Below are 22150 nucleotides of genomic sequence, written 5' to 3'. Positions count from 1 at the left end.
ACCCGCGCCGCTTGGCTCGCCTTCAGCATGCACAGCTAGATCAAAAAGGGAGCCGATATATAGATCGGAAAGGGGTGCTTTATGGCCCGCAATACTCTGCCTTCCATTACCGCCGGTGAAGCCGGCCTCAACCGCTATCTCGACGAAATCCGCAAGTTTCCCATGCTGGAACCGCAGCAGGAATACATGCTGGCGAAACGGTATGCCGAACATGCCGACCGGGATGCGGCCCACAAGCTGGTCACCAGCCATCTGCGTCTCGTGGCGAAGATCGCCATGGGTTATCGCGGTTATGGCCTGCCGATCGGCGAAGTCGTGTCCGAAGGTAACGTCGGCCTGATGCAGGCCGTCAAGAAGTTCGACCCGGAACGCGGCTTCCGTTTGGCGACCTACGCCATGTGGTGGATCAAGGCCTCGATCCAGGAATATATCCTGCGTTCGTGGTCGCTCGTGAAAATGGGCACCACCGCCAACCAGAAACGCCTGTTCTTCAACCTGCGCCGGTTGAAGGGCAAGATCCAGGCGATCGACGAAGGTGATCTGAAGCCCGACCAGGTGGCCGAAATCGCCACCAAGCTGAACGTCTCCGAGGAGGAAGTGGTTTCCATGAACCGCCGCCTTTCGGGCGACGCTTCGCTGAATGCACCGATCCGCGCCACCGAAGGCGAATCCGGCCAGTGGCAGGATTGGCTGGTGGACGACCACGAAAGCCAGGAAGCCGTGCTGATCGAGCAGGACGAGCTCGATACGCGCCGCCGCATGCTGGCCAAGGCCCTGAGCGTGCTGAACGACCGCGAACGCCGCATCTTCGAAGCCCGTCGTCTTGCCGACGATCCGGTGACCCTCGAAGAATTGTCGGCCGAGTTCGATATCAGCCGCGAACGCGTCCGCCAGATCGAAGTCCGCGCCTTCGAAAAGGTGCAGGAAGCGGTCCAGAAGGAAGCGCTCGCCCAGGCGAACGCTCTGCGCGTCGTCGACGCGTAAAGCGGGTTCAACGCCGACTATAAAACAGGGGCTGCTTCGGCGGCCCCTTTTCTTTTGGCGCATCGGCAGATGTTGAAGCCAGCGGACGGAAAATTCTCCGCGAAGCATATCGAACACCTGAGGCCGTCGCAGAATATCCCGATTCTGCGTCGCAGATATCGGCGCGGGCCCGGCTGGAAGCCGAGATTCTGCGCAATGGTCCAATGGGAAGGATATTCATGACCGATATTTCAAAGAGATTGCGTATCTGTGTGTTGTTTGGCGGGCGCTCGGCGGAGCATGACGTATCGGTGCTGTCAGCCACCAATGTCATGCATGCGCTGGATCCGGAAAAATACGATGCCGTCCCGGTCTTCGTCACGCGTGAGGGACGATGGCTGCTGAGCGCCTTCGAGAACGGTGCGCTCGCAAAGCCCACCAGCGGCACGGAACTGTGCTTCATCCCTGGAGGACGTGGCCGGGCGATTGCATCTCCCGAGCATGGTTCTCCCTACGAATTGCCGGGGATGGACATCGTCTTCCCCGTCCTGCATGGCATCCACGGCGAAGACGGTGCGATCCAGGGACTGGCCGAGGTGGCATGCGTGCCGCTCGCGGGATGCGGCATTCCCGGCTCCGCCAACGCCCTCGACAAGGACATCGCCAAGCGCCTGTTCAACGAGGCCCGCATCCCGGCGGCGCGATCGGTCACGGTTCATAAAGGCGCGGCGCCGGACTTCGAGGAACTGGAAGAGGCGCTCGGTCTTCCCCTCTTTATCAAGCCGGCTCGTCAGGGGTCCTCGGTGGGAGTCAGCAAGGTTTCGACCAGGGCGGATTATGAAGCGGCGCTTTCGGAAGGTTTCCGCCATGATCGCAAGCTTCTGGCCGAGGAATTCATTCACGGCCGTGAGATCGAATGCGCCGTTCTTGAAGATGCCCAAGGCGGGCTGTTCGTGTCCCGGACCGGCGAAATCATTCCCGCCAAGACCCACGGCTTCTACACCTATGATGCCAAATATATCGATGGTGACGGTGCGGCGCTGAAGGTGCCGGCGGAATTGCCCCAAGAGGTCGAGGATGAAATCCGCGCCATTGCCAGGAGAGCATTTCGCGCGCTCGGCTGCGACGGCATGGCGCGAGCGGACTTCTTCGTCACGCCGGACATGCGGATCCTCGTCAACGAACTCAACACGATCCCCGGTTTCACCGATATCAGCATGTATTCCAAGGTGATGGGCGCAAGCGGCGTCAGCTATCCCGAAATCATCGATCGCCTGGTCGCGCACGGCTTGGCGCGGGCAAGCCAGTCCCTCTAGGCTTCTGGTATGAGTGTCGCGAAGATCCAGATTTTCGCGACACTCCCCGGTTCACTGCCCGCTGACGGTTGCCCCGAGCGTGGCCCATTCGCGGATCGCGTCGTTGAAGGCGCGTTCGCCTTCCGGGCCCTTCTGGAGGGTCAGCAGCGCGCGGCGGCCGTTGCGATAGGCGATCGGGATGTCGATCCAGTTGCGGCTGCGCAGGAGTTCCAGATTTGTCGAGCGTGCATCCGGGAAATCGTTGAGCGCGATCATGTGGAAGTCATCGGTGATCTTGGCAGGCACCGCGATCAATGCGTTACCGCGATCCTGCTCGCTCGCCTTCATGGCGATGCGCTGCACGCTTTCGATCGCACCGCCTTCGAAATCCGGCGGCACGGCGAAGACGATCTCGACCAGGTGGCTCGCCGGCAGCGAAGGGTCGGTATTGCGCTTGAAGGTCATCAGCGCCGTCAGGCCCCTGCCCGGCACGTTGATACGTCCCTGTACGACCGGTTCCTGCCGACCGTTGGCACCTGCCTCGCGCTGCAGCGACCAGGAGACCGAGCCGTCGATGGCCGTCGGCGCCGTCTGGCCGATCCGCTCCTCATAAAGGAACATCTTTTCGCCTGCGACCGCCGGAGCATTCGCGGGGGCTGCCGAGGGCGGGTTGGCCGGCGGCGTGGCGGCATTCGGCGCCGGCACCGCCGGTGGCGTCTGAGCCGGGGCAGCGTTGGCGCTGCCGTTCGGAGCGCGGGGGGCTGCAGCCGGTGCGCCCGGAGCGGTCGCCGGAGGATTGGCGGGCGGAGCGTTGAGCTGCGCTACCGACTGGCCTTCCGCATTCTGCGCCAGGCCGGCGGTAACGCCCGGCCCCTCGTCGACCTCGCGGCCATCGGCCATCAGCCGCTGCGTGAATTTGGTTCCGGCCGTCGATCCGTCCGCCGTTCGCGGTGCCGCAGGCGTATTGGCAGCACCGTTCTGTGGCGGTGTCGAAGGGTTGGAAGGCGTCGAAGGGGTAGGGTTGGGCTGCGGTGTCGCGGGTGCGGGCGCCGGTGTCTGCTGCGCGCTCTGGCTTCCGGGCAGGCTCGACTGGATCAGGCCGTCGACCATGTCGTTCAGCGAGTCGCGGTTCAGCCAGATCGCGTAACCGCCGCCGCCGACAAGTGCCAGACCGACGATCGCCAGCACGATCCCGGCATAGTTGCGCTTGCGCACGGGAGTGACCCGATAGGGCCTCGCCGGCGCATGCATCAGATCGTCCGCATCGGCATCGGTGTGCAGCGGGCTGTGCGCACCACCGCCTGAAGAGGACGGAGCATCCTTGTTGAAGCCGATCAGTTCCTCGAGATCACCCCATGGATCGCTGTCGGCCGGCTTCGCCGGCGCGGCGGTGACCTTCTTGGACTGTTGCTGATCGAGATATTCGGCGAAGGGATCGATACCGGCAGCCGTTGCCACCCCTGCCGCTGCGCCGGATTGCTCGGCGAGCTCAGGGAGATCGGCGACCGGCGGCATGCGGACCGAATCGGCCGACACATGGGTCTCCGGATCGAAATGAGCTTCGGCCGGAGCTGCGGTTCCGCCGTGCCCGTGATCGATCGGCACGACAGGACCGGCCGTGATCAGTTCCGGCACATCGTTCCATGCAGCGGCAGCAACCGTCTCCTGGCTCGACATCGGAGGCTCGGCCGGAGCCGGCACCTCCCAGCCCCAATCCTCGTCTGCCGGCTTGGCCGGTTCCGGCGCCTGATAAGCTTGGGCAGGCTGCTCGACCTCCATCCGGTCCTCGACCGGATGCGGATCTTCAAACGGATCTGGTTCGCTGTGCCGCCATGCCTCCACGAACTCCGGAGCGTCCTGCTGAACAGTCTGCTCGCCGCGTGTCGGATAGGGGAAATCGTCGTCGGTCGATTCGCTCTCGGCAGTATCGACCGGCTCGGCAGCAGCATTGACCGGTTCCGCTACGACCGGCTCCGAGGCCGGCAGGGGTGCGGCTGTCGGGAATTCGATCGTGCTCTCGTCGAAAGCCTGCGAAGGCTCGGGCACCTGTTCGGAATGATCGTAGGGGGCCGGCTCGACGGGTGGCTCTTCCGACGGCACGTCGTCCCGCCAGTCGCCATATTGCTGGGCGGGTTCCGGCTGATGGGCGGGTTCCGGCTGATCGGAAACCGCCGTTACCTCTTCCTCCTCGTGGAGTACGGCTGGCTCGGAGACCGGAGGCTCCACGTCGGCAGGTTCCTGCGCGACCGGCTCCGGCTCGGCGGGTTCGGCATGGGCGACGGCCGGTACCGGCTCTTCATAACCGTCTTCGTAAAACACGGGCCGTTCCACGCGAACGGCGGGGGCTGATTCGGATGCGGCCGGCGCCTCGGCGGGCTCATGTGCTTCCGGCGCCTGAGCCGGTTCGGCAGCGCGCTGCTGATCGTCCTCGTATTCCGAGACCCGCTCGGCCGGAGCAGCCTCATCGCCCGTCTGGGCATCGGCGGCGCTTGCGCCGTCGGCTATGGGTTCCAATGCTTCGGCATGTTCGCTCTCGACGTCGACGATGGCGGCTTCGAGCTTGTCGAGCTGCCGCCGCAGCATGTCTTCAGGCGGACGCGGCTTCATGTTCTCGAGTTGCCGCTGCACGGCGCCACGAGCCTTGTCATAAACCTTCGCGCGCATCTCCGGCGTGTTGTTCGCCAGACCGTCAACGGCGCGGCGGATCACCGCTACAAAATCAGCCATCAGCACTTTCTCATGTAAGCCGGCCCGAAGGCCGGCCGAATGGTAATCAATTCTTGACTTTAATCTTCAAACGGGTCGGTCACAAGTATGGTGTCGTCCCGCTCCGGGCTGGTGGAAAGTAGTGCAACCGGGGCGCCGATCAATTCCTCGACCTGGCGGACGTATTTGATCGCTTGGGCCGGCAGGTCCGCCCAGGAGCGAGCTCCTACCGTCGATTCCTTCCAGCCTTCGAGGGTAACATAGACCGGCTCTACACGAGCCTGGGCACCCTGGCTTGCAGGAAGATGATCGATCTGCTGGCCGTCGAGCATATAGCCGACGCAGATCTTCAACTCGTCGAGGCCGTCGAGCACGTCGAGCTTGGTGAGTGCGATGCCGGTAATGCCGTTGGTCGCGACCGACTGGCGTACCAGCGCTGCGTCGAACCAGCCGCAACGGCGCTTGCGGCCCGTGACCGTGCCGAATTCATGGCCCTTCTCGCCGAGGAACTGGCCGATCTCGTCCTTGAGCTCGGTCGGGAACGGGCCCTCGCCGACACGAGTCGTATAGGCCTTGGTGATGCCGAGAATATAGCCGAGTGCGCCCGGCCCCATGCCCGAGCCGGCAGACGCCTGGCCGGCGACCGTGTTGGACGAGGTGACGAACGGATAGGTGCCATGGTCGATATCGAGCAGGGACCCTTGCGCGCCTTCGAACAGGATGCGAGCGCCCTTGCGGCGCTGCTTGTCGAGCAGTTCCCAGACGGTTTCGCGGAAGGGCAGCACACGGTCGGCGATCGAGGTGAGTTCCTGCATGATCGCCTCGTGGGAGACTTCCTTCTCTCCGAGACCACGGCGCAGTGCGTTGTGATGGGTGAGGATGCGGTCGACCTTGCCCGGCAGCGTTTCCAGGTCGGCAAGGTCCATGACGCGGATCGCGCGGCGACCGACCTTGTCCTCATAGGCCGGGCCGATGCCACGGCGGGTGGTGCCGATCTTGGTGCCGCTGTTGGAGGCGGCATCCTCGCGCATGCCGTCGAGTTCGCGGTGCAGCGAGAGAATCAGTGTGGCGTTATCGGCGACGCGCAGGTTCTCGGGCGTGACCTTCACGCCCTGCGCGCCGAGTTTTTCGATTTCGGCCAGCAGCGCATGCGGATCCAGCACGACACCGTTGCCGATCACCGCGATCTTGCCGGGACGGACGATGCCCGAGGGCAGCAGCGACAGCTTATAGCTGACGCCGTCGATGACGAGCGTATGGCCCGCATTGTGACCGCCCTGGAAACGCACCACGATATCGGCACGTTCGGAAAGCCAATCGACAATCTTGCCCTTGCCTTCGTCACCCCATTGCGAACCAACCACGACTACGTTCGTCATCTGTGTTTCCTGTATTGCGGGCAAAGCCCCACGCGACCACACGCACACCTTCCGTAGATCAATATTGATATACGGTCGATGCGCCAGTTTGATTTTACATGCACTGCCTTTGGCGGAGAGAACTCGTTCAAGGGCATTGCAAACGGCCGCATCTATAAAGCCTCGGCCGATGGAAAGCGACCTGTTTGTCACTTAGGCGTGGTTTTTACGTGACAAAAGCGTGGATCGCACGCTATTTCCCGCCCGCCATCCCTGAAATCGCCGCCATTTTCCGGCGCCGGAGATCATCTTGCATAAAAAGGCCTATCTTTCGCTCATCATTGCAACCCTGGCCTGGGGCGGCAATGCGGTAGCGGGCAAGCTCGCCGTCGGGCATGTCAGCCCGATGATGCTGACCTTCTGGCGCTGGTTCTTCGCCGTCGCCATCATCTTCGCCATCTCCCTGCCCCAGCTCATCAAGGACTGGCCGGTCGTCAGGAAGAACCTGCCGATTCTCCTCTTCCTCGGCGTCGTCGGTTATGTCGTCTTCAACGCCGCGCTCTATACCGCCGTCAACTACACGACGGCGATCAACGTGACGGTCGAGCAGGCAGTCATTCCGATGCTGATCTTCGTCATCAACTTCGCCCTGTTCCGGATGAAGGTCTCCTGGGCGCAGATCCTTGGCTTCACCCTGACGCTTCTCGGCGGCGTCCTCACCGCCGTCCACGGCGACTTGAGCGCGCTGGTGACGCTGACCGTCAATTCCGGCGATGCGATCATGATGATCGCGATCGTCGCCTATGCGATCTATACGGTGGCGCTCAGATGGCGCCCGAAGGTCAATTGGCGCACACTGATGGCGGTCCCCGCCTTCTTCGCGATGATCTTCTCCCTGCCCCTGGCCTTCTGGGAATATTCGATCGACCGCCTGATCTGGCCCGACACGGAAGGCTGGATCGTGGTGCTCTATACGGCGGTCTTCGCCTCGCTGATCGCCCAGGTGCTCTACATCAAGGGGGTCGAGGAGATCGGCGCCAACCGGGCCGGGCTGTTCATCAATCTCGTGCCGGTGTTCGGCACGCTGCTCTCGGTCGCCATCATCGGCGAAAGCCTGCAGCTCTTCCATGTCGTCGCGCTGGCACTGGCACTCGGCGGCATCGCCATCGCCGAATGGGGAAAACCCCATATGGACCGGTAGTCCTGCTGAAAACGAAAACCGCCGGCCCCTGCAAACGGGCCGGCGGTTTTCAGATCATCGACCGGTGATTCCCGCCGCCTGCAGAGGCATTTGGGGAGCCGGCTGGTCCGGAAGTGCTCCTCAGCTGGCCATCGCCAGTCGTCCGGGGGCGAACGAGCGCTGATCGCGCACGCTGTTTCGGCTCACTTCGAAGCGCGCCAGCAGTTCGGAAAGACGGCTGCTTTCCTGCGCCAGAGAGGCGCCGGCCGCATTCATCTCCTCGACCATGGCGGCATTCTGCTGGGTCATCTGGTCCATGTGGTTCACGGACGTGTTGATTTCCGAGAGACCCACTGCCTGCTCGTTTGCAGCGATGGCGATCGCCTCCATATGCTGGTTGACCGCCGCGACAAGCTTGGCGATCTCCTTGAGACCGTCGCCGGTATCATTGACGAGAACCACGCCCTGGTTGACGGCGGCTTCGGAATTGCCGATCAGCGTCTTGATCTCCTTGGCGGCCTTCGCCGAGCGCTGTGCCAGCTCGCGGACTTCCTGGGCAACGACGGCAAATCCCTTGCCAGCCTCGCCTGCGCGGGCGGCTTCGACGCCTGCATTGAGGGCCAGCAGGTTGGTCTGGAACGCGATCTCGTCGATGACGCCGATGATCTGACTGATCTGGTTCGAGGCCATCTCGATCTTCTGCATCGCATTGACCGCATTGGAAACGACGGTGCTGGAGTTTTGCGCGCGGGAGCTCGCATCGCGGACGATTTCCCGTGCCTCGCTCGCCCTTTCCGAGGTCTGCTTCACATTGGTGGTCACTTCTTCAAGCGCCGCGGCCGTCTCTTCCAGCGATGCGGCCTGCTGTTCCGTGCGCTTCGAAAGCTGGTCGGAAGCGGTCGAGATTTCGTCGCTGCCGCTGCGAACGCTCTGGGCGGTCCGGTTCACGCCTTCGAGCGCGGTGCGCAACTGGCGGACCGAACTGTTGAAGTCGTGACGCAGGGTTTCGAACTGCTCGGAAAATTCCTTGTCGATCTCACACAGCAGATCGCCGGCAGCAAGGCGCTTCAGACCCTGCGCAAGTTCCGACGTGGCCTGGGTCAACCGCTCCTCGGCTTCGGACTCTGCCCGGCGCTGGAATTCGATGCGTTCGGCCTCGGCCGCCTTGCGGGAGTGTTCGGCATCCGCCTCGAGCTGGCGGTTCTGCTGCGCAGCCTCGCGGAAGATTTCCACCGCGCGCGCCATGTCGCCGATCTCGTCAGTGCGGGCAGCACCCGGGATCTCGACGGAAAGGTCGCCGCCTGCGAGCGTGCGCATCACACCCGTCAACCGGCCGATCGGATTGGCGATCCGCACGATGACCGTGTAGATGCCGAGAAGCGAAAGCGTAAAAGCAAGAACGGTCGCAACACTGTAGATGATGATGGATTGTTTTGCGGAAGCAGCCTCTTCTGCCGTCAGCCTCGTCATCTCGTTGAGCGAGGCGGAGGCCATATCGGCGATCGAAGACTGTGCCGGCGCGGCGGGCTTGCGCCAGTCGTCAACCGCCATGTCGAAGGGTTTGCCGGCTTGGAATGCCTTGAGGGCAGCATTGCGCTGCTCGGCATACGGCCCGGCGAAATAGGTCGCTTGCGCTGTCCGGTGGAGCGCCTTGATCTTTTCCGGGGTCGTCTCCGCGTTGGAAAGCTGGGTGATGACATCCCATGCCGTTGCCACACGCGCATCCTGAACGGCAATTTCCGTCAGCTTGTCCGCCGCAAGCGGCTGTTTGGCGATCAGGGCATTGACGAAGGTGGAGTTTGCGGTGCCGAGTTGCGTGCGCGCCGTCCAGGCAAGGGAGCGTATCTGGGTGAACATGATCATCCCGGGCCCGCGCGCATTGATGGTGGCCTCGGCCTGATTGGCGGCCTTTTCGAGATCGGCCAGCATCGTATCGGCAAGTCCGAGCACGGCTTTGCCGAGCGCCGGATCGCGGTCCTTGACCGCCTGCGTGAGCGCGGTGTCGACATTTGGACGATAACCCGCCCACTGCGTGTAGGCGTTGAGAACCGGAGATATTGCATTGCGCAGGCTCGCCGATTCGATTTCGGCCGTCAGGGTCTTCACCTCCGAGAAGGCTTTATCCATCGACTGCCGGCCGGTATCCATGTTCTTGCGGCTGGATGCGATCTCGGCAGGTTCCAGCTTGATCGCCGAGGATATGCCGCCGCGCTCGCCGCGCAGCCCGATCAGCGCATTGAACAGCGCTTCGTCAAGCTGTGCCAGTTCCGAGAGCTGGGTGGAATTTTGGTAGCGGCCGATTTCCTGAGACAGCATTCTGCCCATCAGGCCCAGTATGCCCAAGCTAAGAACAACAAACGCCAGTATCAAAGTATGCTTGATTGAAATCCGCACCTGCATCACTCCTTATTTAATACACTCGCCGCTGGGTTTGCGGGCAATCAGCAATTCGGATAATTGCTGAACCACCCGGCAGCGTCTCCCGACCTGGACGGGAGAGATAATACAACCTCGTATAAAACATTAAATATTCGATTAAATACAAGGCGTTCCGGAAGCCTGTGGAATCGTTTCCGCAACTTAGGCATCACATTCACCGAATCGCGAAAACCCGCCTCCCCGTATGAGGGAGACGGGCCGGTCCGTCGTGCTGCAACGGACGGGAGCGAGGAGAGCCGCTCCAGATCAGATAAGATGACAGGTTGGAATGATCATACCTCACCCGGCGGTGGGGCGCCGCACCTGATCGCGGGACACGTCGATCATGGCGCCGCCATGGCCGAGGATCATCTCGCCGCGGCCGGTCGCAATCGCCAGCACCCGTTCGATGCGGCCTTCGTCGCCGATCGCGTATTCGATCCGCAGAACCTCCGGCGGCCAGCCGAGCGAAATCAGGTGATCGCGCTTGAGGTCGGCGCAATCGAGGCAGGCATTGGCGCGCATCTTGGCCAAAGGTACGCCGGCGACCGTATCGAAATAACCGTCGAGCTCGGAGATGGCGCTATTCACCGCGGAATTGACCCGCTGCAATTCGCGCCGCTTGGAAAATGTCAGCGCCGTATCACCCTTGACGCCGTCTTGGCGCTCGAGCGCCGTGCGTTCGGTCAATATGCCCGCAAAACCAGTGACGCCGGCTGCACGTGATTCCTTGCCGACAATCAGCGCCGTCAGGACAACGGCGGAAATGATGAGCTTCTTGATCATGGCTGCACCCTTCTCTTCAGACGGCTTGGATGCCGTTTCTTGGATGAGTTCACCCTAGCCCTCGGGTTCTTCGGGGCGCTTAAGCCGATAGCTGCAATTTTAGTGAAATCGGCTTTTTTCCCGACTTGATACAGAAGGTTCGAAAAAGCGTGCTCAAAAAGGCAGCGGAGCAGGCGGAAATTGATGCTTTTCGAGATGTGCCCGATCTCCTACCCCTCAAAAACGAGATGCAGAAAGGCAGGACAGCATGGGCAAGCCATTTTACTGGAACGAACTCAATACACTCGATTTCGCCGGCCTTTCGCCCGAAAAGACCATCGCCATCCTGCCGATCGCCTCGACCGAACAGCACGGCCCCCATCTGCCGATCGCAACCGATGTGGCAATCGCCAACGGCATGCTGGCGGAATTGAAGGCGCAGCGCCCCGACGATCTCGATTTCCTCGTTCTCCCAACCCAAGAGATCGGCAAGGCGAACGAACATGTCTACGGCCCCGGCTCGCTGTCCTTCGGCCCGGAGATCCTGATCCCCGCCTGGACCGCGATCGGCGCCAAGGTGGCGGAAGCCGGGGTGAAGAAGCTCGTCTTCGTCAACTCGCATGGCGGCAACGTCGATATCATGAGCATCGTCGGCCGGGAGCTGCGCGTCCGCCACAAGATGGCGGTGATCGGCACGCAATGGGGACGCTTCGGCCACCCGCCGGGCCTGATCAGCGAGCACGAGCAGAAATACGGTATCCATGGCGGCGAAGTCGAAACCTCGCTGATGCTGCATTTCCGCCCCGAACTGGTGCGGATGGAGAACGCACAGAACTTCGTCTCCAAGGCGGAAAGCCGCTCGAAATACATGCAGCCGGCCCCGCCGCACGTGCTGTCCTGGGTGGCGCACGACCTGAACCCCAACGGCGTCGTCGGCGACGCCTCCAAGGGCACCGCGGAAAAGGGCGCGCTCATCTGCCGCCATCAGGTTGCGGGCTTCATCGAGATGCTGCGGGAATTCCAGACATTCCCCCTCGACGAACTGTATTCCCGCTAACCTTCGTCGCGTTGCGCGTCCCGGCCATGCGGCTGGGGCGGCAGGTGGCCCTTGGCTTGCAATTCGGCCACCATCGCCGCAAGTTCCGACAGCAGGAACTCCACGAACAGGCTGGTCGCCGTATCGAGCGTCGTCCGCGCGCGGGCGAAAAGCTTCATTGGCTGGTGACGCGCATGCGGATTGGCGATCGGCCGGAAGATCAGCTCGCCGCGGCGGCATTCCGACAGCACGTCGAGCGGATTGAGCAGCGTCAGGCCGGTGCCCGCCTTGACCAGCTTCTTCAGCATTTCCGAGGCGTTGCTTTCCACCAGCGGCTCGACCGCGACCGACAGCGGCGATAGCGCCAGATTGATGATGTTGCGCAGGCTGGTGCCCGATTGGGCAAGTACCAGCGGCTCCTGCACGACATCCGCAAGGTCGACCGGCCCCTCTTCCGCCGCCAGCCGATGCCCTGGCGGCATCACGACCCCGATCGGTATGTCGAAGTTGGCGAGCGTGCGGATGCCGGGCGTCGCGGGGATGTTGAAGCCGAGCCCGAAATCCACCTCCCCCGTGATCACCGGCTGCATCGTGTTCGACGGCCCGTCGTTGCGCAGGAGAACCCGCACGCGCGGATGCTGCGCGACGAAGCGGGCTATGATCTCGGGAAGCGGCCCAGCGGCAAGCCCCACGGTCGAAACCAAGGTCACCTTGCCGGCCTGCGGCATCTTGAGGCCGCGGATGCGCGCTTCCATCCGCTCGTAGGTTTTCAGCACCTCCCGGATATGTTCGATGCAGAGCTCGCCCGCTGCCGTCAGCTTCAGCCCGCGCGGCATCCGCTCGAAAAGCGGCGCCCCGAACTCTTCTTCCAGGGCCAGAATCTGCCGGTTGATCGCCGAAGACGCGACGTTCAGCCGGGCTGCCGCCTTGCGGATCGATCCGCACCGGGCGATTTCGTCGATATATTGAAGTTTTCGCGAGTGCAGCATTTTCTTCGAAGCCCCTCATTGCATGTTTTTTGATCACGCACCACAATTTAGCAGATTAAAATTAGAGCGCTGCCCTAAAGGCATCAATGTGAACGAATTTTGATGCTTTTCAAAGAGCAACGCAACCGTACAAATGTCCATCATAAGCTGCTCTCACGATGCCGCACGGTTTAACAGGGGAACAAAGCAACATGTCCAAATCCTTGATGATGAAGAGTTTTTTTGCTGCCGTCGGCCTTTCGGCGGTGGCGCTGGCCGCTCAGCCGGCCGCGGCTCTCGATGAAGTCTCCTATGGCACCAACTGGCTTGCCCAGGCTGAGCACGGCGGCTTCTACCAGGCCGTCGCCGACGGCACCTATGAAAAGCGTGGCCTGAAGGTGAAGATCGTGCAGGGCGGGCCGAATGCCGCCAACCGTGCACTCCTGATCGCCGGCAAGGTCGATTTCTACATGGGCGGCCCGCTCGGCGACATGGATGCCGTCAAGCAGGGCATCCCGCTGGTCAGCGTCGCTTCGATCTTCCAGAAGGACCCGCAGGTCCTGCTCGCCCATCCCGACGCGGGCGTCGAAAAGTTCGAGGACCTCGCCAAGATGAAGACCATCTTCATGGGCAAGGAAGGCTACACCACCTATTTCGAATGGATGAAGAAGAACTTCAAAGGCTTCAAGGACGAACAGTTCAAGCCCTACACGTTCAACCCAGCCCCCTTCATCGCCGACAAGGCCTCCGCGCAGCAGGGTTACCTGACCTCCGAACCCTACGAGATCGCCAAGCAGGCCGGCTGGACGCCGAAAGTCTTCCTGATCGCCGATGCCGGTTACGGCCCCTATTCGACGATGATCACCACCACGCAGACGATGATCGACAAGAAGTCCGACGTCGTGCAGCGCTTCGTCGATGCCTCGATCGAGGGCTGGTACACTTACCTCTATGGTGACAACAAGGCCGCCAACGATCTGATCAAGAAGGACAATCCGGAAATGACGGATGGCCAGATCGCCTATTCCATCGCCAAGATGAAGGAATACGGGATCGTCATGTCGGGCGACGCCGAGACCAAGGGCATCGGCTGCATCACCGACGAGCGCTACAAGAAGTTCTTCGAGTCCATGGTATCGATCGGTGTCCAGCCGGCCAGCCTCGATTACAAGAAGGCCTATTCGACAAAGTTCGTCTGCAAGGGCGTCGGCATGGCGCTGAAGAAGTAGTCTCGGAAGAGCGCAATGGTTCATTCCCTCTTTGCTGTGCCTGTCACGGGAAAGAGGGAATTGCCGCCCTGTCCCGACTAAGTTCAAGGCCCGCAATGAGCATGTCCCAAGCCCCGCTGATACCCGCCCCCGGGGAGACACGCAGACGCCCGCTGGTCGTCATGCGCTCCGTCTCGAAAACGTTCTCCAGCGGCACGCTGGCGCTCTCCGACATGTCGCTGACGGTCGAGGGGGGTGAGTTTGTCAGTCTGCTCGGTCCTTCCGGCTGCGGCAAATCGACGGCACTGCGCATCATTGCAGGTCTCGGCGACGTCTCGACCGGCACGATCGACTGGCCGAGTTCGCGTATCAACTCCAAAGGCCTGCCGGAAGGCGACATTTCCTTCGTCTTCCAGGAGCCGACCCTGATGCCTTGGCAGACGGTGTTCGGAAACGTCTATCTGCCGCTGAAACTGCGCGGCGTCTCCAAATCGGCGGCCCGTGACGAAATCATGAAGACGCTGGCGACCGTCGGCCTCCAGGACTTCGCAGACGCCTATCCGCGCGAACTTTCAGGCGGCATGAAGATGCGCGTCTCGATCGCCCGTGCGCTGGTCACCAAGCCGAAGCTGCTCTTGATGGACGAGCCCTTCGCGGCGCTCGACGAAATCACCCGTCAGAAACTCAACGACGACGTGCTGCGTCTGTGGCGCGAGACCGGCATCACGGTGATTTTCGTGACCCATTCCGTTTTCGAATCCGCTTACCTCTCCAACCGCATCGTGGTCATGAAGGCACGCCCCGGCCGGGTCCATGCGGATTTCCCGTTGGTGACGAGCCTCGAGCGCGATGCCCGTTACCGCACCTCGGAAGAATACCGCCAGGCCTGCGAAAAGGTCTCGACCATGCTTATCGAAGCAATCGGCGGGGAGGAACATTGATGGCCGACACCGATACCGCCCTCGTGCCGCCGAAGCCGGGCTTCCTTAGCCGCAACCGCGATACGCTGCTGCGCACCCTCGTCCCGATCTGCGTGGTGGTCTGCCTCGTCCTCCTCTGGCAGTTCATCATCACCGTCAACAGCATCCCTCAATACATCCTGCCGGGGCCGCTGGCGGTCGCGAGCTCGCTCTACAACGACTGGGGCACGCTCTCGCCCGCTCTCTGGGTGACGACGCAGATCACCATGCAGGCGCTCGCACTGGCGCTGATCGGCGGCGTCGGCATCGCCGTCTTTCTGATCCAGTCGAAATGGATCGAGACCGCCTTCTATCCGATCACGGTCATTCTGCAGGTAACGCCGATCGTGGCGATCGCGCCGCTGATCCTGATCTATGCGCCGACCACCCAGGTGGCGCTCTTGATCTGCGCCTTCCTCGTCGCCTTCTTCCCGATCCTGTCGAACATGGTCCAGGGCCTGAAGAGTGTCGATCACAACCTGCTCAACCTTTTCGATCTCTACGGCGCCTCCCGCTGGCAGACGCTGCTCTACCTGAAACTCCCCTCCTCGCTCCCCTATTTCATGACGGGCCTGAGGATCGGCGGCGGCCTGGCACTGATCGCGGCCGTTGTTGCGGAATTCGCGGCAGGCTCGGCGGGCGCAGGTTCCGGCCTTGCCTTCCGGCTGCTCGAATCCCAGTATCGCCTCAACATTCCGCGCCTGTTCGCGGCATTGATCCTGCTCTCCTTGCTCGGCGTGGTGATTTTTGCGATCACCTCCTTCATCTCGTGGTTTTTCCTGCATCGCTGGCATGAAAGCAGCCTGAAAAGAGAAAACTGATGACTGCCTTCATGACGCTCCCCGACGCCCGCCGTTTCGCGCTCACCAATGCGACGCTGCCGGCCGTTCTCGTCAAAGGTCCGCCGGCTGCCGCGAAGGACGGCCTCATGGAGGCTGATCTCGTCATCGCGGACGGAAAGATCGAGGCAATCCTGCCGAAAGGCTCGGCGCCCGCCGATCTGACGATTGCGGATATGCGCGGCGGCATGATCTGGCCCTGTTTCGCGGACATGCATACGCATCTCGACAAGGGGCATTTCTGGGACCGCCGCCCCAACCCGGACGGCACGTTCGAGGGCGCGCTGATGAACGTGCGCGAGGATCGGATCGCCAACTGGTCGGCTGAGGACATTCGCGCCCGCTTCGAGTTTTCGCTGAAAAGCGCCTATGCCTACGGCACGAAACTGATCCGCACCCATCTCGACAGCATTCCGCCGCAGCCGGACATCTCCTTCCCGCTCTTCGACGAGCTCCGCTCGGAATGGAAGGACCGTATCGCGCTCCAGGCGGTCGCCCTGCTGCCGCTCGAATGCGTGCTCGACGAAGGCGTTTTCGGCGGCATCGTTGCGACGACGAAGCGTTATGGCGGGCTGCTGGGCGGCGCCACCCGCATCCTGCCGGATTTCGAGCGTATCCTCGACACCCTCTTCAAGGCGGCCGCCGACAACGGCCTCGATATCGACCTGCATGTCGACGAGACGGAAGACAAGCAGGTCCTCACCCTGGAACAGATCGCCGAGGCGAAAATCCGCAACCGCTTCGAAGGTTCGGTCACCGTCGGCCATTGCTGCTCGCTGGCAAGACAGGACGACGAGACCGCAAGGCGCGTCATCGACAAGGTCGCCCAGGCTGAAATCTCGGTAGTCTCCCTGCCGATGTGCAACATGTACCTTCAGGACCGCCATGCCGGTCGCACCCCCCGCTGGCGCGGCGTGACGCTGTTCCACGAACTGACAGCCGCCGGCGTGAAAACCGCCGTCTCCTCCGACAATACCCGCGATCCGTTCTACGCCTATGGCGACATGGATCCAGTCGAGGTTTTCCGCGAGGCGGTCCGCATCCTGCATCTCGATCACCCCCTCGATACCTCCGCCCGCGTCGTCACCTCGACGCCCGCCGAAATCCTTGGCCGGCCGGATATCGGCGTCATCGCCGAAGGTGGTCCCGCCGACCTCGTGCTCTTCAGCGCGCGCCGCTGGAGTGAATTCCTTTCCCGTCCGCAGGCCGACCGCATCGTGATGCGGAATGGCATGGGCATCGACCGTCGCCTGCCGGATTACCGTGACCTGGACCCGATTTTGGACAAGTGAACATGCCGGATTACGCACAGATCAAGAAAGAACTCGAGGGCCTCGCAATCGAGGACAATCCGGCGCTGGTGCGCCAGAAGAGCCGCGATTTCTACTGGTACTCGCCGATCCTGAAGGAAGAGCTCGAGAGCGTCACCGCCGATCTCGTCGTCTCGCCGAAAAGCGAGGAAGAGGTGATCCGGGTGCTGAAGGTCGCCTATGCCCATGGCGTACCGGTCACCCCGCGCGGCGCCGGCACCGGCAATTACGGCCAGGCCATGCCGCTCTCCGGCGGCATCGTGCTCAACCTCATCAACATGAACAAGGTCAAGGAAATCCATCCGGGCCGCGTCATCGCCGAACCAGGCATCGTGATTGCCGAACTCGACCGCCAGACCAAGGCCCATTCCGGCCAGGAACTGCGCTTCCACCCCTCCACCGCCCAGACGGCGACGATCGGCGGCTTCGTCGCCGGCGGTTCCGGCGGCGTCGGCTCGATCCACTGGGGCGGCCTGCGCGACCTCGGCAACATCCTGCGCCTGCGCGTCGTCACCATGGAAGCCGAGCCCCGCGTCCTCGACCTGACCGCCTGGGACCTGCAGAAGGTCACCCATGCCTATGGCACCAACGGCATCATCGTCGAAGTCGAGATGCCCCTCGCCCCGGCTTATGACTGGGTGGACGTGCTGGTGGGCTACGACGACTTCATGGATGCGGTGCGCTTCGGCGATGCGCTGGCCCACAAGAACGGCCTGCTGATCAAGGAGATCGCCCCGATCGCGGCACCCATCCCCTATGATTATTTCCCGCGCCACAAGCCCTTCCTGCGCGACCGCAACCAGTCGATCGTCGTGCTGATGGTAGCGCCGCATTCGATGGATGCCTTCACCGCCTTTGCCGAGCGCCAGAAGGGCGAAATCCTGTTCCGCTCCGACAAGGTGGAGAGCATGAAGGGCATCCCGCATGCCTATGAGCTTGCCTGGAACCACACGACCCTGCGCGCCCTGAAAGTCGATCCCGGCTTCACCTACCTGCAGGTCCAGTATCCGGGGCCGGACCATGTCGCCAAGGTCGAGAAGATGACGAAACTGTTCGGCGACGAAGTGCCGGGCCATCTGGAATTCATCAAGTTCGACGGCCGCATGCAATGCTCCGGCCTGCCGCTGGTGCGCTACACGACCAGGGAGCGGCTGGAGGAGATCATGCAGATCCACCGCGACAACGGCTGCCCGATCTTCAACCCGCACCGCTACACTCTGGAAGAAGGCGGCATGAAGCAGACGGACGTGGTCCAGCTCGCCTTCAAGAAGGAGACCGATCCCAAGGGTCTCCTCAACCCCGGCAAGATGATCGCCTGGGACAATCCCGATTTCGATTTTTCCGCCGGCAAGAACTACCTCTTTCCGGGCCTTGCCGCAGCAGGTGGCTGATGCGTGTCCTGCTCGTCCATTCGCATCCGGTCGAGGAAAGTTATGGCGCCGCCCTGCACCGGCAGGCACGCGAAAGCCTACTGAAGGCCGGGCACGAGGTGGATGACTGCAACCTTTATGCCGAAGGTTTCGATCCGGTCATGTCGCGCCATGACCGGATGACCTATCACGACTACCCGAACAACCTGTCGCTGGTGAAACCCTATGTCGACCGGCTGCAGGCGGCAGAAGGGCTGGTGATCGTCACGCCGGTCTGGAATTTCGGCTGGCCGGCCATGCTGAAGGGCTATTTCGACCGCGTCTGGCTGCCGGGCATCACCTTCGAACTGAAGGACGGCAAGCTGACGCGAAAGCTGCATATCGACAAGGTGGCGGTAGTCACCACCTACGGCGCCACTCGCTGGCGCGCCTTCCTCGCCGGCGACCCGCCGAGAAAGCTGTCGAAACGCGTGCTGCGGGTGCAGACCAACCCGGCCCGTCCGGTGACGTTTCTCGCTCATTACAACATGAACAACTGCACGCCGCAGACGCGTGCAGCGTTTCTGGACAAGGTGAAGCGCGAGATGGAGCGGTTCTAGCTCTCCGTTTCGCGGCGGCGCATCAACAGGAGAGCGTCTCCTTCCACCAAGGCGACACGGGCTTCTGCGCTCGGCACGTGATCGGCTGCTTCACCGACATCCCGCTCGGAGATGAACAGAAACCGATCCACCTCCGCCCCGGCCGCCGTCACCGTCCGATATTTTTCCCATCGCTGATGGATCCTCGCCGCAACCCGGAGCGACGGAACATTTTCCGGGCTTACGATCGAGACGATCCGCTCGAAACCGAGGCTGGCGAGACCAAAATCACGGCAGGCAGCCGCGGCCTCGGCGGCATAACCACGACCGAGCCATTCGCGCCGGAGATGATAGCCGATCTCCGGCTCCAAGCCCCTGGGCGTCTGCTGAAGGGTAAGACCGCAATCGCCGATCAGCTCGCCGGTAGCCCTCTCGACGATGCCCCAGAGACCGAAACCTTGTTCCTTGTAACTCCGGAAGGCCAGCTTTTCGAACCATGCTTCCGTTTCTTCGAAGCTCTTGGCGCGGGGATAGAAGCCCATACTCTGCACATCGCCGAAGATGCCAAACAATATCGGCAGATCGGCTTTGGTGATCTCCCTTAAGGTCAGCCTTTCCGTCTCAAGAATCTCACGCATCCTACGCTCTCGATCATCGCCATATCGCCCCGCCACTCTTTACTTGAACACGCTTTTTTGCGCTATTTTCCTCGATCGCGAATCTTCATGTTCAGGGGCAGACAGACGATGACGAACCAGGTTTCACCACTCGCCAGTATCCTGCGTCCTCTGCATCCCCGCAATCCGGACGAGCATCACCGGGTCGCGACCCCGCTCGAACTTCTGTTCGACCTCGTTTCGGTGATCGCGATCGCTTCCGCCGCGGCCGGGCTGCACCACGCGATTGCTGAAAACCATGCGGCGCAGGGGGTGATGACCTTCATCATGGCCTTCTTCGCCATCTGGTGGGCCTGGATGAACTTCACCTGGTTCTCGTCTGCCTATGACAATGACGACGTCGTCTATCGGCTGCTGACCATGGTATTGATGGGCGGCTCGCTGACGATTGCCGCCGGCATTCCGTCCCTCTTTACGGAGGCGCCGGACTTCACTCTGGTGATCTATGGATACGCCGTCATGCGCATCGCCATGATCATCCTGTGGCTGCGGGCGGCCTATCACGACCCTGGCTGCCGCCCCACCGCGCTCGGTTATGCGATCGGGATCTTCCTCGTCCAGCTTCTCTGGCTGAGCTTCCTCTTCCTGCAACCCCTTACCTTCGGCGTATCCTATATCCTCTGGGCGTTCGCCGTAGCTCTTGAACTGGCCGTGCCGGCCGTTGCCGAACGGCTGACCGCCAACACGCCCTGGCACCGCCACCACATCGTCGAACGTTACGGCCTGCTCAACATCATCGTGCTCGGCGAGACGCTGCTTGCCGGCTCCATCGCGTTGCGCCAGTTCGCCGGTGAATTCAACCTCATGCTGGTGCATACGGCGCTCTCGGCCCTGGTCATCGTCTTTTCGCTCTGGTGGGTCTATTTTGCCCGAGAGGAACAACTCGGCAGCCACCATCTGAGGCGATCGCTGCTTTGGGGTTACGGCCATTTCTTCATCTTCACTTCCGGCGCCGCGGTCGGCGCGGGTTTTGCCGTGCTCGTCGATATCATCACCCACCATTCCAAGGTTTCCATCCTGGTCGGCGATTACGCGGTGGCGATCCCGGTTGCTATCTATCTGGCGAGCCTGTGGTTCGTCCGCGACCGTTATGTCTGCATCGGCCCGGCGCGTTACACGCTCGTTTTGTTTGCCGCCCTGACGCTCGTCGCGCCGGCAATCGGGCTCGGTCTGGAAGGCATCGCCGCCGCGACCGCGCTCGGCGTCATCGTCAGAAACCTGTTTGCCGGGCGCGCTTATTTAGCGCCACCGACATCTCATCCCGACCATTAAACTTTTCCTTAAATTTTACCGGTTATTAATCTCTGGAAACCGAGAGATTAAGCGATGCGTATTGCGTTTTTCATCGCCCTCCTGACGCTGTCCCTGTCTGCCTGCGCGTCTGCGCCGAGCAGGGTCACCAATGCCTGCGCGATCTTCGAGCAGCGCGACGGGCTGTTCGACAACTGGGCGCGTGACGCCAAGAAGGCCGAGCGGGAATTCGGCGTGCCGGTACCGATCCTGATGGCGACGATCTATGTGGAATCCGGCTTCCAGCCCTATGCGCGGCCGCCGCGCACCAAGCTGCTCGGCTTCATCCCGTGGACGCGCGCCTCGACGGCCTATGGTTACGCCCAGGCTCTCGACGGCACGTGGCTGAGCTACAAGAAGGATACAGGCCGCTGGAGCGCCAGCCGCACCGACTTCGGCGATGCCGTCCATTTCGTCGGCTGGTATCACAACCAGAGCCACCTCAAGAACGGCATCCCGCTCGCCGACAGCTACAACCTCTACCTCGCCTACTACACCGGCCAGGCCGGCTACGCGCGCGGCCAGTTCGGCAACGGCGTCAAGCAGACCGCCCAGAAATCCGCCGGCATGGCCGCCAAATATGAAGCCCAGCTTAGAAGTTGCGGTTATTAAAGCGGAAATCTAACGGCTGACGACGATGCGTGTGTTCGACACTCCGTGCCGGCTGGCGAGCGAGAAGAATGTCGCTGCATTTTCAGGATGCAGGCGGATGCAGCCATGCGAGGCAGGTCGGCCGAGGCGCTTCGTCTCGAAGGTCGCATGGACGGCATAACCGCCGTTATAGAACACCGCAAAGGGCATCGGCGCGTTGTCGTATTTGCGCGAACGGTGATCCCTGGACAGCCACTTGGCCCCCCAGTTCCCGGTCGGCGTCGAATAACCCGGACGCGCGGTCGAGACCTTCCATTCGTAAACCACCACGCCGTCCTGTTCGACGGTCATGGTTTGCGACGAGAGGCTGACGCTGGCAACAAGACTTGCAGAAAAGGCAGCGGGTGCGAGAAATTGCGCACAGAAGAGCGCCATGGCTCCCATTACGATACGACGCATAGAAAACCCCCAATAAAAAACCCTGGAGCAAGAGATACCTCATTCAGCTCAAGGAATATTTAAAACCGAGGACGGTATTCGGCGTAAAATCCAAAATGCGTCCGCCATCGCCGCAACAAGACAATACGTGATCAACAAAGACTGAATATGTGCGGCCTGCCCGCAATGCGGACGACCCGA

19 protein-coding genes are annotated in these 22150 nt (G+C 61.9%); 12 read left to right on the top strand and 7 right to left on the bottom strand.

Features of this window, described 5'->3' with window-relative positions; all coding sequences use genetic code 11:
• Window positions 1-81 precede the first annotated feature (81 nt).
• Both rpoH and ACZ9EJ_RS03460 read left to right on the top strand, forming a co-directional pair.
• Window positions 82-984 (top strand): RNA polymerase sigma factor RpoH, encoded by a 903-nt coding sequence (gene rpoH / locus ACZ9EJ_RS03465; RefSeq protein ID WP_038544637.1) that lies wholly within the window; start codon window positions 82-84, stop codon window positions 982-984.
• A 218-nt stretch (window positions 985-1202) separates the two neighbouring features.
• Window positions 1203-2279, top strand: coding sequence for a D-alanine--D-alanine ligase family protein (locus ACZ9EJ_RS03460; protein ID WP_046640832.1), 1077 nt, complete (start codon window positions 1203-1205; stop codon window positions 2277-2279).
• A gap of 51 nt (window positions 2280-2330) precedes the next feature.
• On the opposite strand, the gene ACZ9EJ_RS03455 is transcribed toward ACZ9EJ_RS03460, so the two are convergent.
• Together ACZ9EJ_RS03455 and ACZ9EJ_RS03450 are read right to left on the bottom strand one after the other, a co-directional pair.
• Entirely contained in the window at window positions 2331-4985 is a 2655-nt protein-coding gene (locus ACZ9EJ_RS03455) for a hypothetical protein (protein ID WP_046640833.1), read from the bottom strand.
• 59 nt (window positions 4986-5044) lie between these two features.
• Window positions 5045-6343, bottom strand: coding sequence for an adenylosuccinate synthase (locus ACZ9EJ_RS03450; protein ID WP_046632228.1), 1299 nt, complete (start codon window positions 6341-6343; stop codon window positions 5045-5047).
• 289 nt (window positions 6344-6632) lie between these two features.
• Here ACZ9EJ_RS03450 and ACZ9EJ_RS03445 point away from each other — a divergent pair, with 289 nt between their 5' ends.
• Window positions 6633-7523, top strand: a complete 891-nt coding sequence (locus ACZ9EJ_RS03445; protein WP_046640834.1) for a DMT family transporter — start codon at window positions 6633-6635, stop codon at window positions 7521-7523.
• A gap of 120 nt (window positions 7524-7643) precedes the next feature.
• Here the strand turns inward: ACZ9EJ_RS03445 and ACZ9EJ_RS03440 are convergent, their stop codons facing one another.
• Complete coding sequence (locus ACZ9EJ_RS03440) at window positions 7644-9818, bottom strand: methyl-accepting chemotaxis protein (protein WP_251089948.1); 2175 nt, start codon at window positions 9816-9818, stop codon at window positions 7644-7646.
• 402 nt (window positions 9819-10220) lie between these two features.
• Window positions 10221-10706 carry a transglutaminase-like cysteine peptidase gene (locus tag ACZ9EJ_RS03435; RefSeq protein ID WP_046640836.1) on the bottom strand — a complete coding sequence of 162 codons (486 nt, stop codon included), beginning with the start codon at window positions 10704-10706 and terminating at the stop codon, window positions 10221-10223.
• Between the two features lie 247 nt (window positions 10707-10953).
• Between ACZ9EJ_RS03435 and ACZ9EJ_RS03430 the strand changes: the two genes are divergently transcribed.
• Window positions 10954-11742, top strand: coding sequence for a creatininase family protein (locus ACZ9EJ_RS03430; RefSeq protein ID WP_046640837.1), 789 nt, complete (start codon window positions 10954-10956; stop codon window positions 11740-11742).
• Here the strand turns inward: ACZ9EJ_RS03430 and ACZ9EJ_RS03425 are convergent.
• Window positions 11739-12710: a LysR family transcriptional regulator gene (locus ACZ9EJ_RS03425; RefSeq protein WP_046603629.1), complete on the bottom strand. Its 972-nt coding sequence runs from the start codon at window positions 12708-12710 to the stop codon at window positions 11739-11741. The genes ACZ9EJ_RS03430 and ACZ9EJ_RS03425 overlap by 4 nt on opposite strands.
• A gap of 191 nt (window positions 12711-12901) precedes the next feature.
• Here ACZ9EJ_RS03425 and ACZ9EJ_RS03420 point away from each other — a divergent pair, with 191 nt between their 5' ends.
• The 6 genes from ACZ9EJ_RS03420 to ACZ9EJ_RS03395 all read left to right on the top strand — a co-directional run bounded on the left by ACZ9EJ_RS03420 (window position 12902) and on the right by ACZ9EJ_RS03395 (window position 18974).
• Window positions 12902-13918 carry an ABC transporter substrate-binding protein gene (locus ACZ9EJ_RS03420; RefSeq protein WP_046640838.1) on the top strand — a complete coding sequence of 339 codons (1017 nt, stop codon included), beginning with the start codon at window positions 12902-12904 and terminating at the stop codon, window positions 13916-13918.
• A gap of 95 nt (window positions 13919-14013) precedes the next feature.
• Window positions 14014-14838, top strand: a complete 825-nt coding sequence (locus ACZ9EJ_RS03415) for an ABC transporter ATP-binding protein (RefSeq protein ID WP_046603627.1) — start codon at window positions 14014-14016, stop codon at window positions 14836-14838.
• On the top strand, window positions 14838-15677 hold the full coding sequence (locus ACZ9EJ_RS03410) for an ABC transporter permease (RefSeq protein ID WP_046640839.1): 840 nt from the start codon (window positions 14838-14840) through the stop codon (window positions 15675-15677). Before ACZ9EJ_RS03415 ends, ACZ9EJ_RS03410 begins: the two co-directional genes overlap by 1 nt.
• Window positions 15677-16987, top strand: coding sequence for a cytosine deaminase (locus tag ACZ9EJ_RS03405; protein ID WP_046640840.1), 1311 nt, complete (start codon window positions 15677-15679; stop codon window positions 16985-16987). Before ACZ9EJ_RS03410 ends, ACZ9EJ_RS03405 begins: the two co-directional genes overlap by 1 nt.
• Window positions 16988-16989: 2 nt before the next feature.
• Window positions 16990-18396, top strand: coding sequence for an FAD-binding oxidoreductase (locus ACZ9EJ_RS03400; RefSeq protein WP_046640841.1), 1407 nt, complete (start codon window positions 16990-16992; stop codon window positions 18394-18396).
• Complete coding sequence (locus ACZ9EJ_RS03395; RefSeq protein ID WP_046640842.1) at window positions 18396-18974, top strand: NAD(P)H-dependent oxidoreductase; 579 nt, start codon at window positions 18396-18398, stop codon at window positions 18972-18974. The genes ACZ9EJ_RS03400 and ACZ9EJ_RS03395 overlap by 1 nt, the downstream gene beginning before the upstream one ends.
• Here the strand turns inward: ACZ9EJ_RS03395 and ACZ9EJ_RS03390 are convergent.
• Complete coding sequence (locus tag ACZ9EJ_RS03390) at window positions 18971-19591, bottom strand: GNAT family N-acetyltransferase (RefSeq protein WP_080955752.1); 621 nt, start codon at window positions 19589-19591, stop codon at window positions 18971-18973. The genes ACZ9EJ_RS03395 and ACZ9EJ_RS03390 overlap by 4 nt on opposite strands.
• Window positions 19592-19699: 108 nt before the next feature.
• On the opposite strand from ACZ9EJ_RS03390, the gene ACZ9EJ_RS03385 reads away from it, so the two are divergent.
• The gene (locus ACZ9EJ_RS03385) at window positions 19700-20902 is read left to right on the top strand and encodes a low temperature requirement protein A (protein ID WP_046640844.1); all 1203 of its coding nucleotides are present in this window, start codon (window positions 19700-19702) and stop codon (window positions 20900-20902) included.
• Between the two features lie 54 nt (window positions 20903-20956).
• Window positions 20957-21532, top strand: coding sequence for a transglycosylase SLT domain-containing protein (locus tag ACZ9EJ_RS03380; RefSeq protein WP_046640845.1), 576 nt, complete (start codon window positions 20957-20959; stop codon window positions 21530-21532).
• 9 nt (window positions 21533-21541) lie between these two features.
• Here ACZ9EJ_RS03380 and ACZ9EJ_RS03375 read toward each other — a convergent pair whose 3' ends face one another.
• Complete coding sequence (locus tag ACZ9EJ_RS03375) at window positions 21542-21970, bottom strand: L,D-transpeptidase (RefSeq protein ID WP_046640846.1); 429 nt, start codon at window positions 21968-21970, stop codon at window positions 21542-21544.
• Window positions 21971-22150 lie beyond the last annotated feature (180 nt).

The sequence above is a fragment of the Neorhizobium sp. USDA 3394 genome (assembly GCF_056280385.1).
This window is presented reverse-complemented; position numbering and strand designations above follow the sequence as displayed.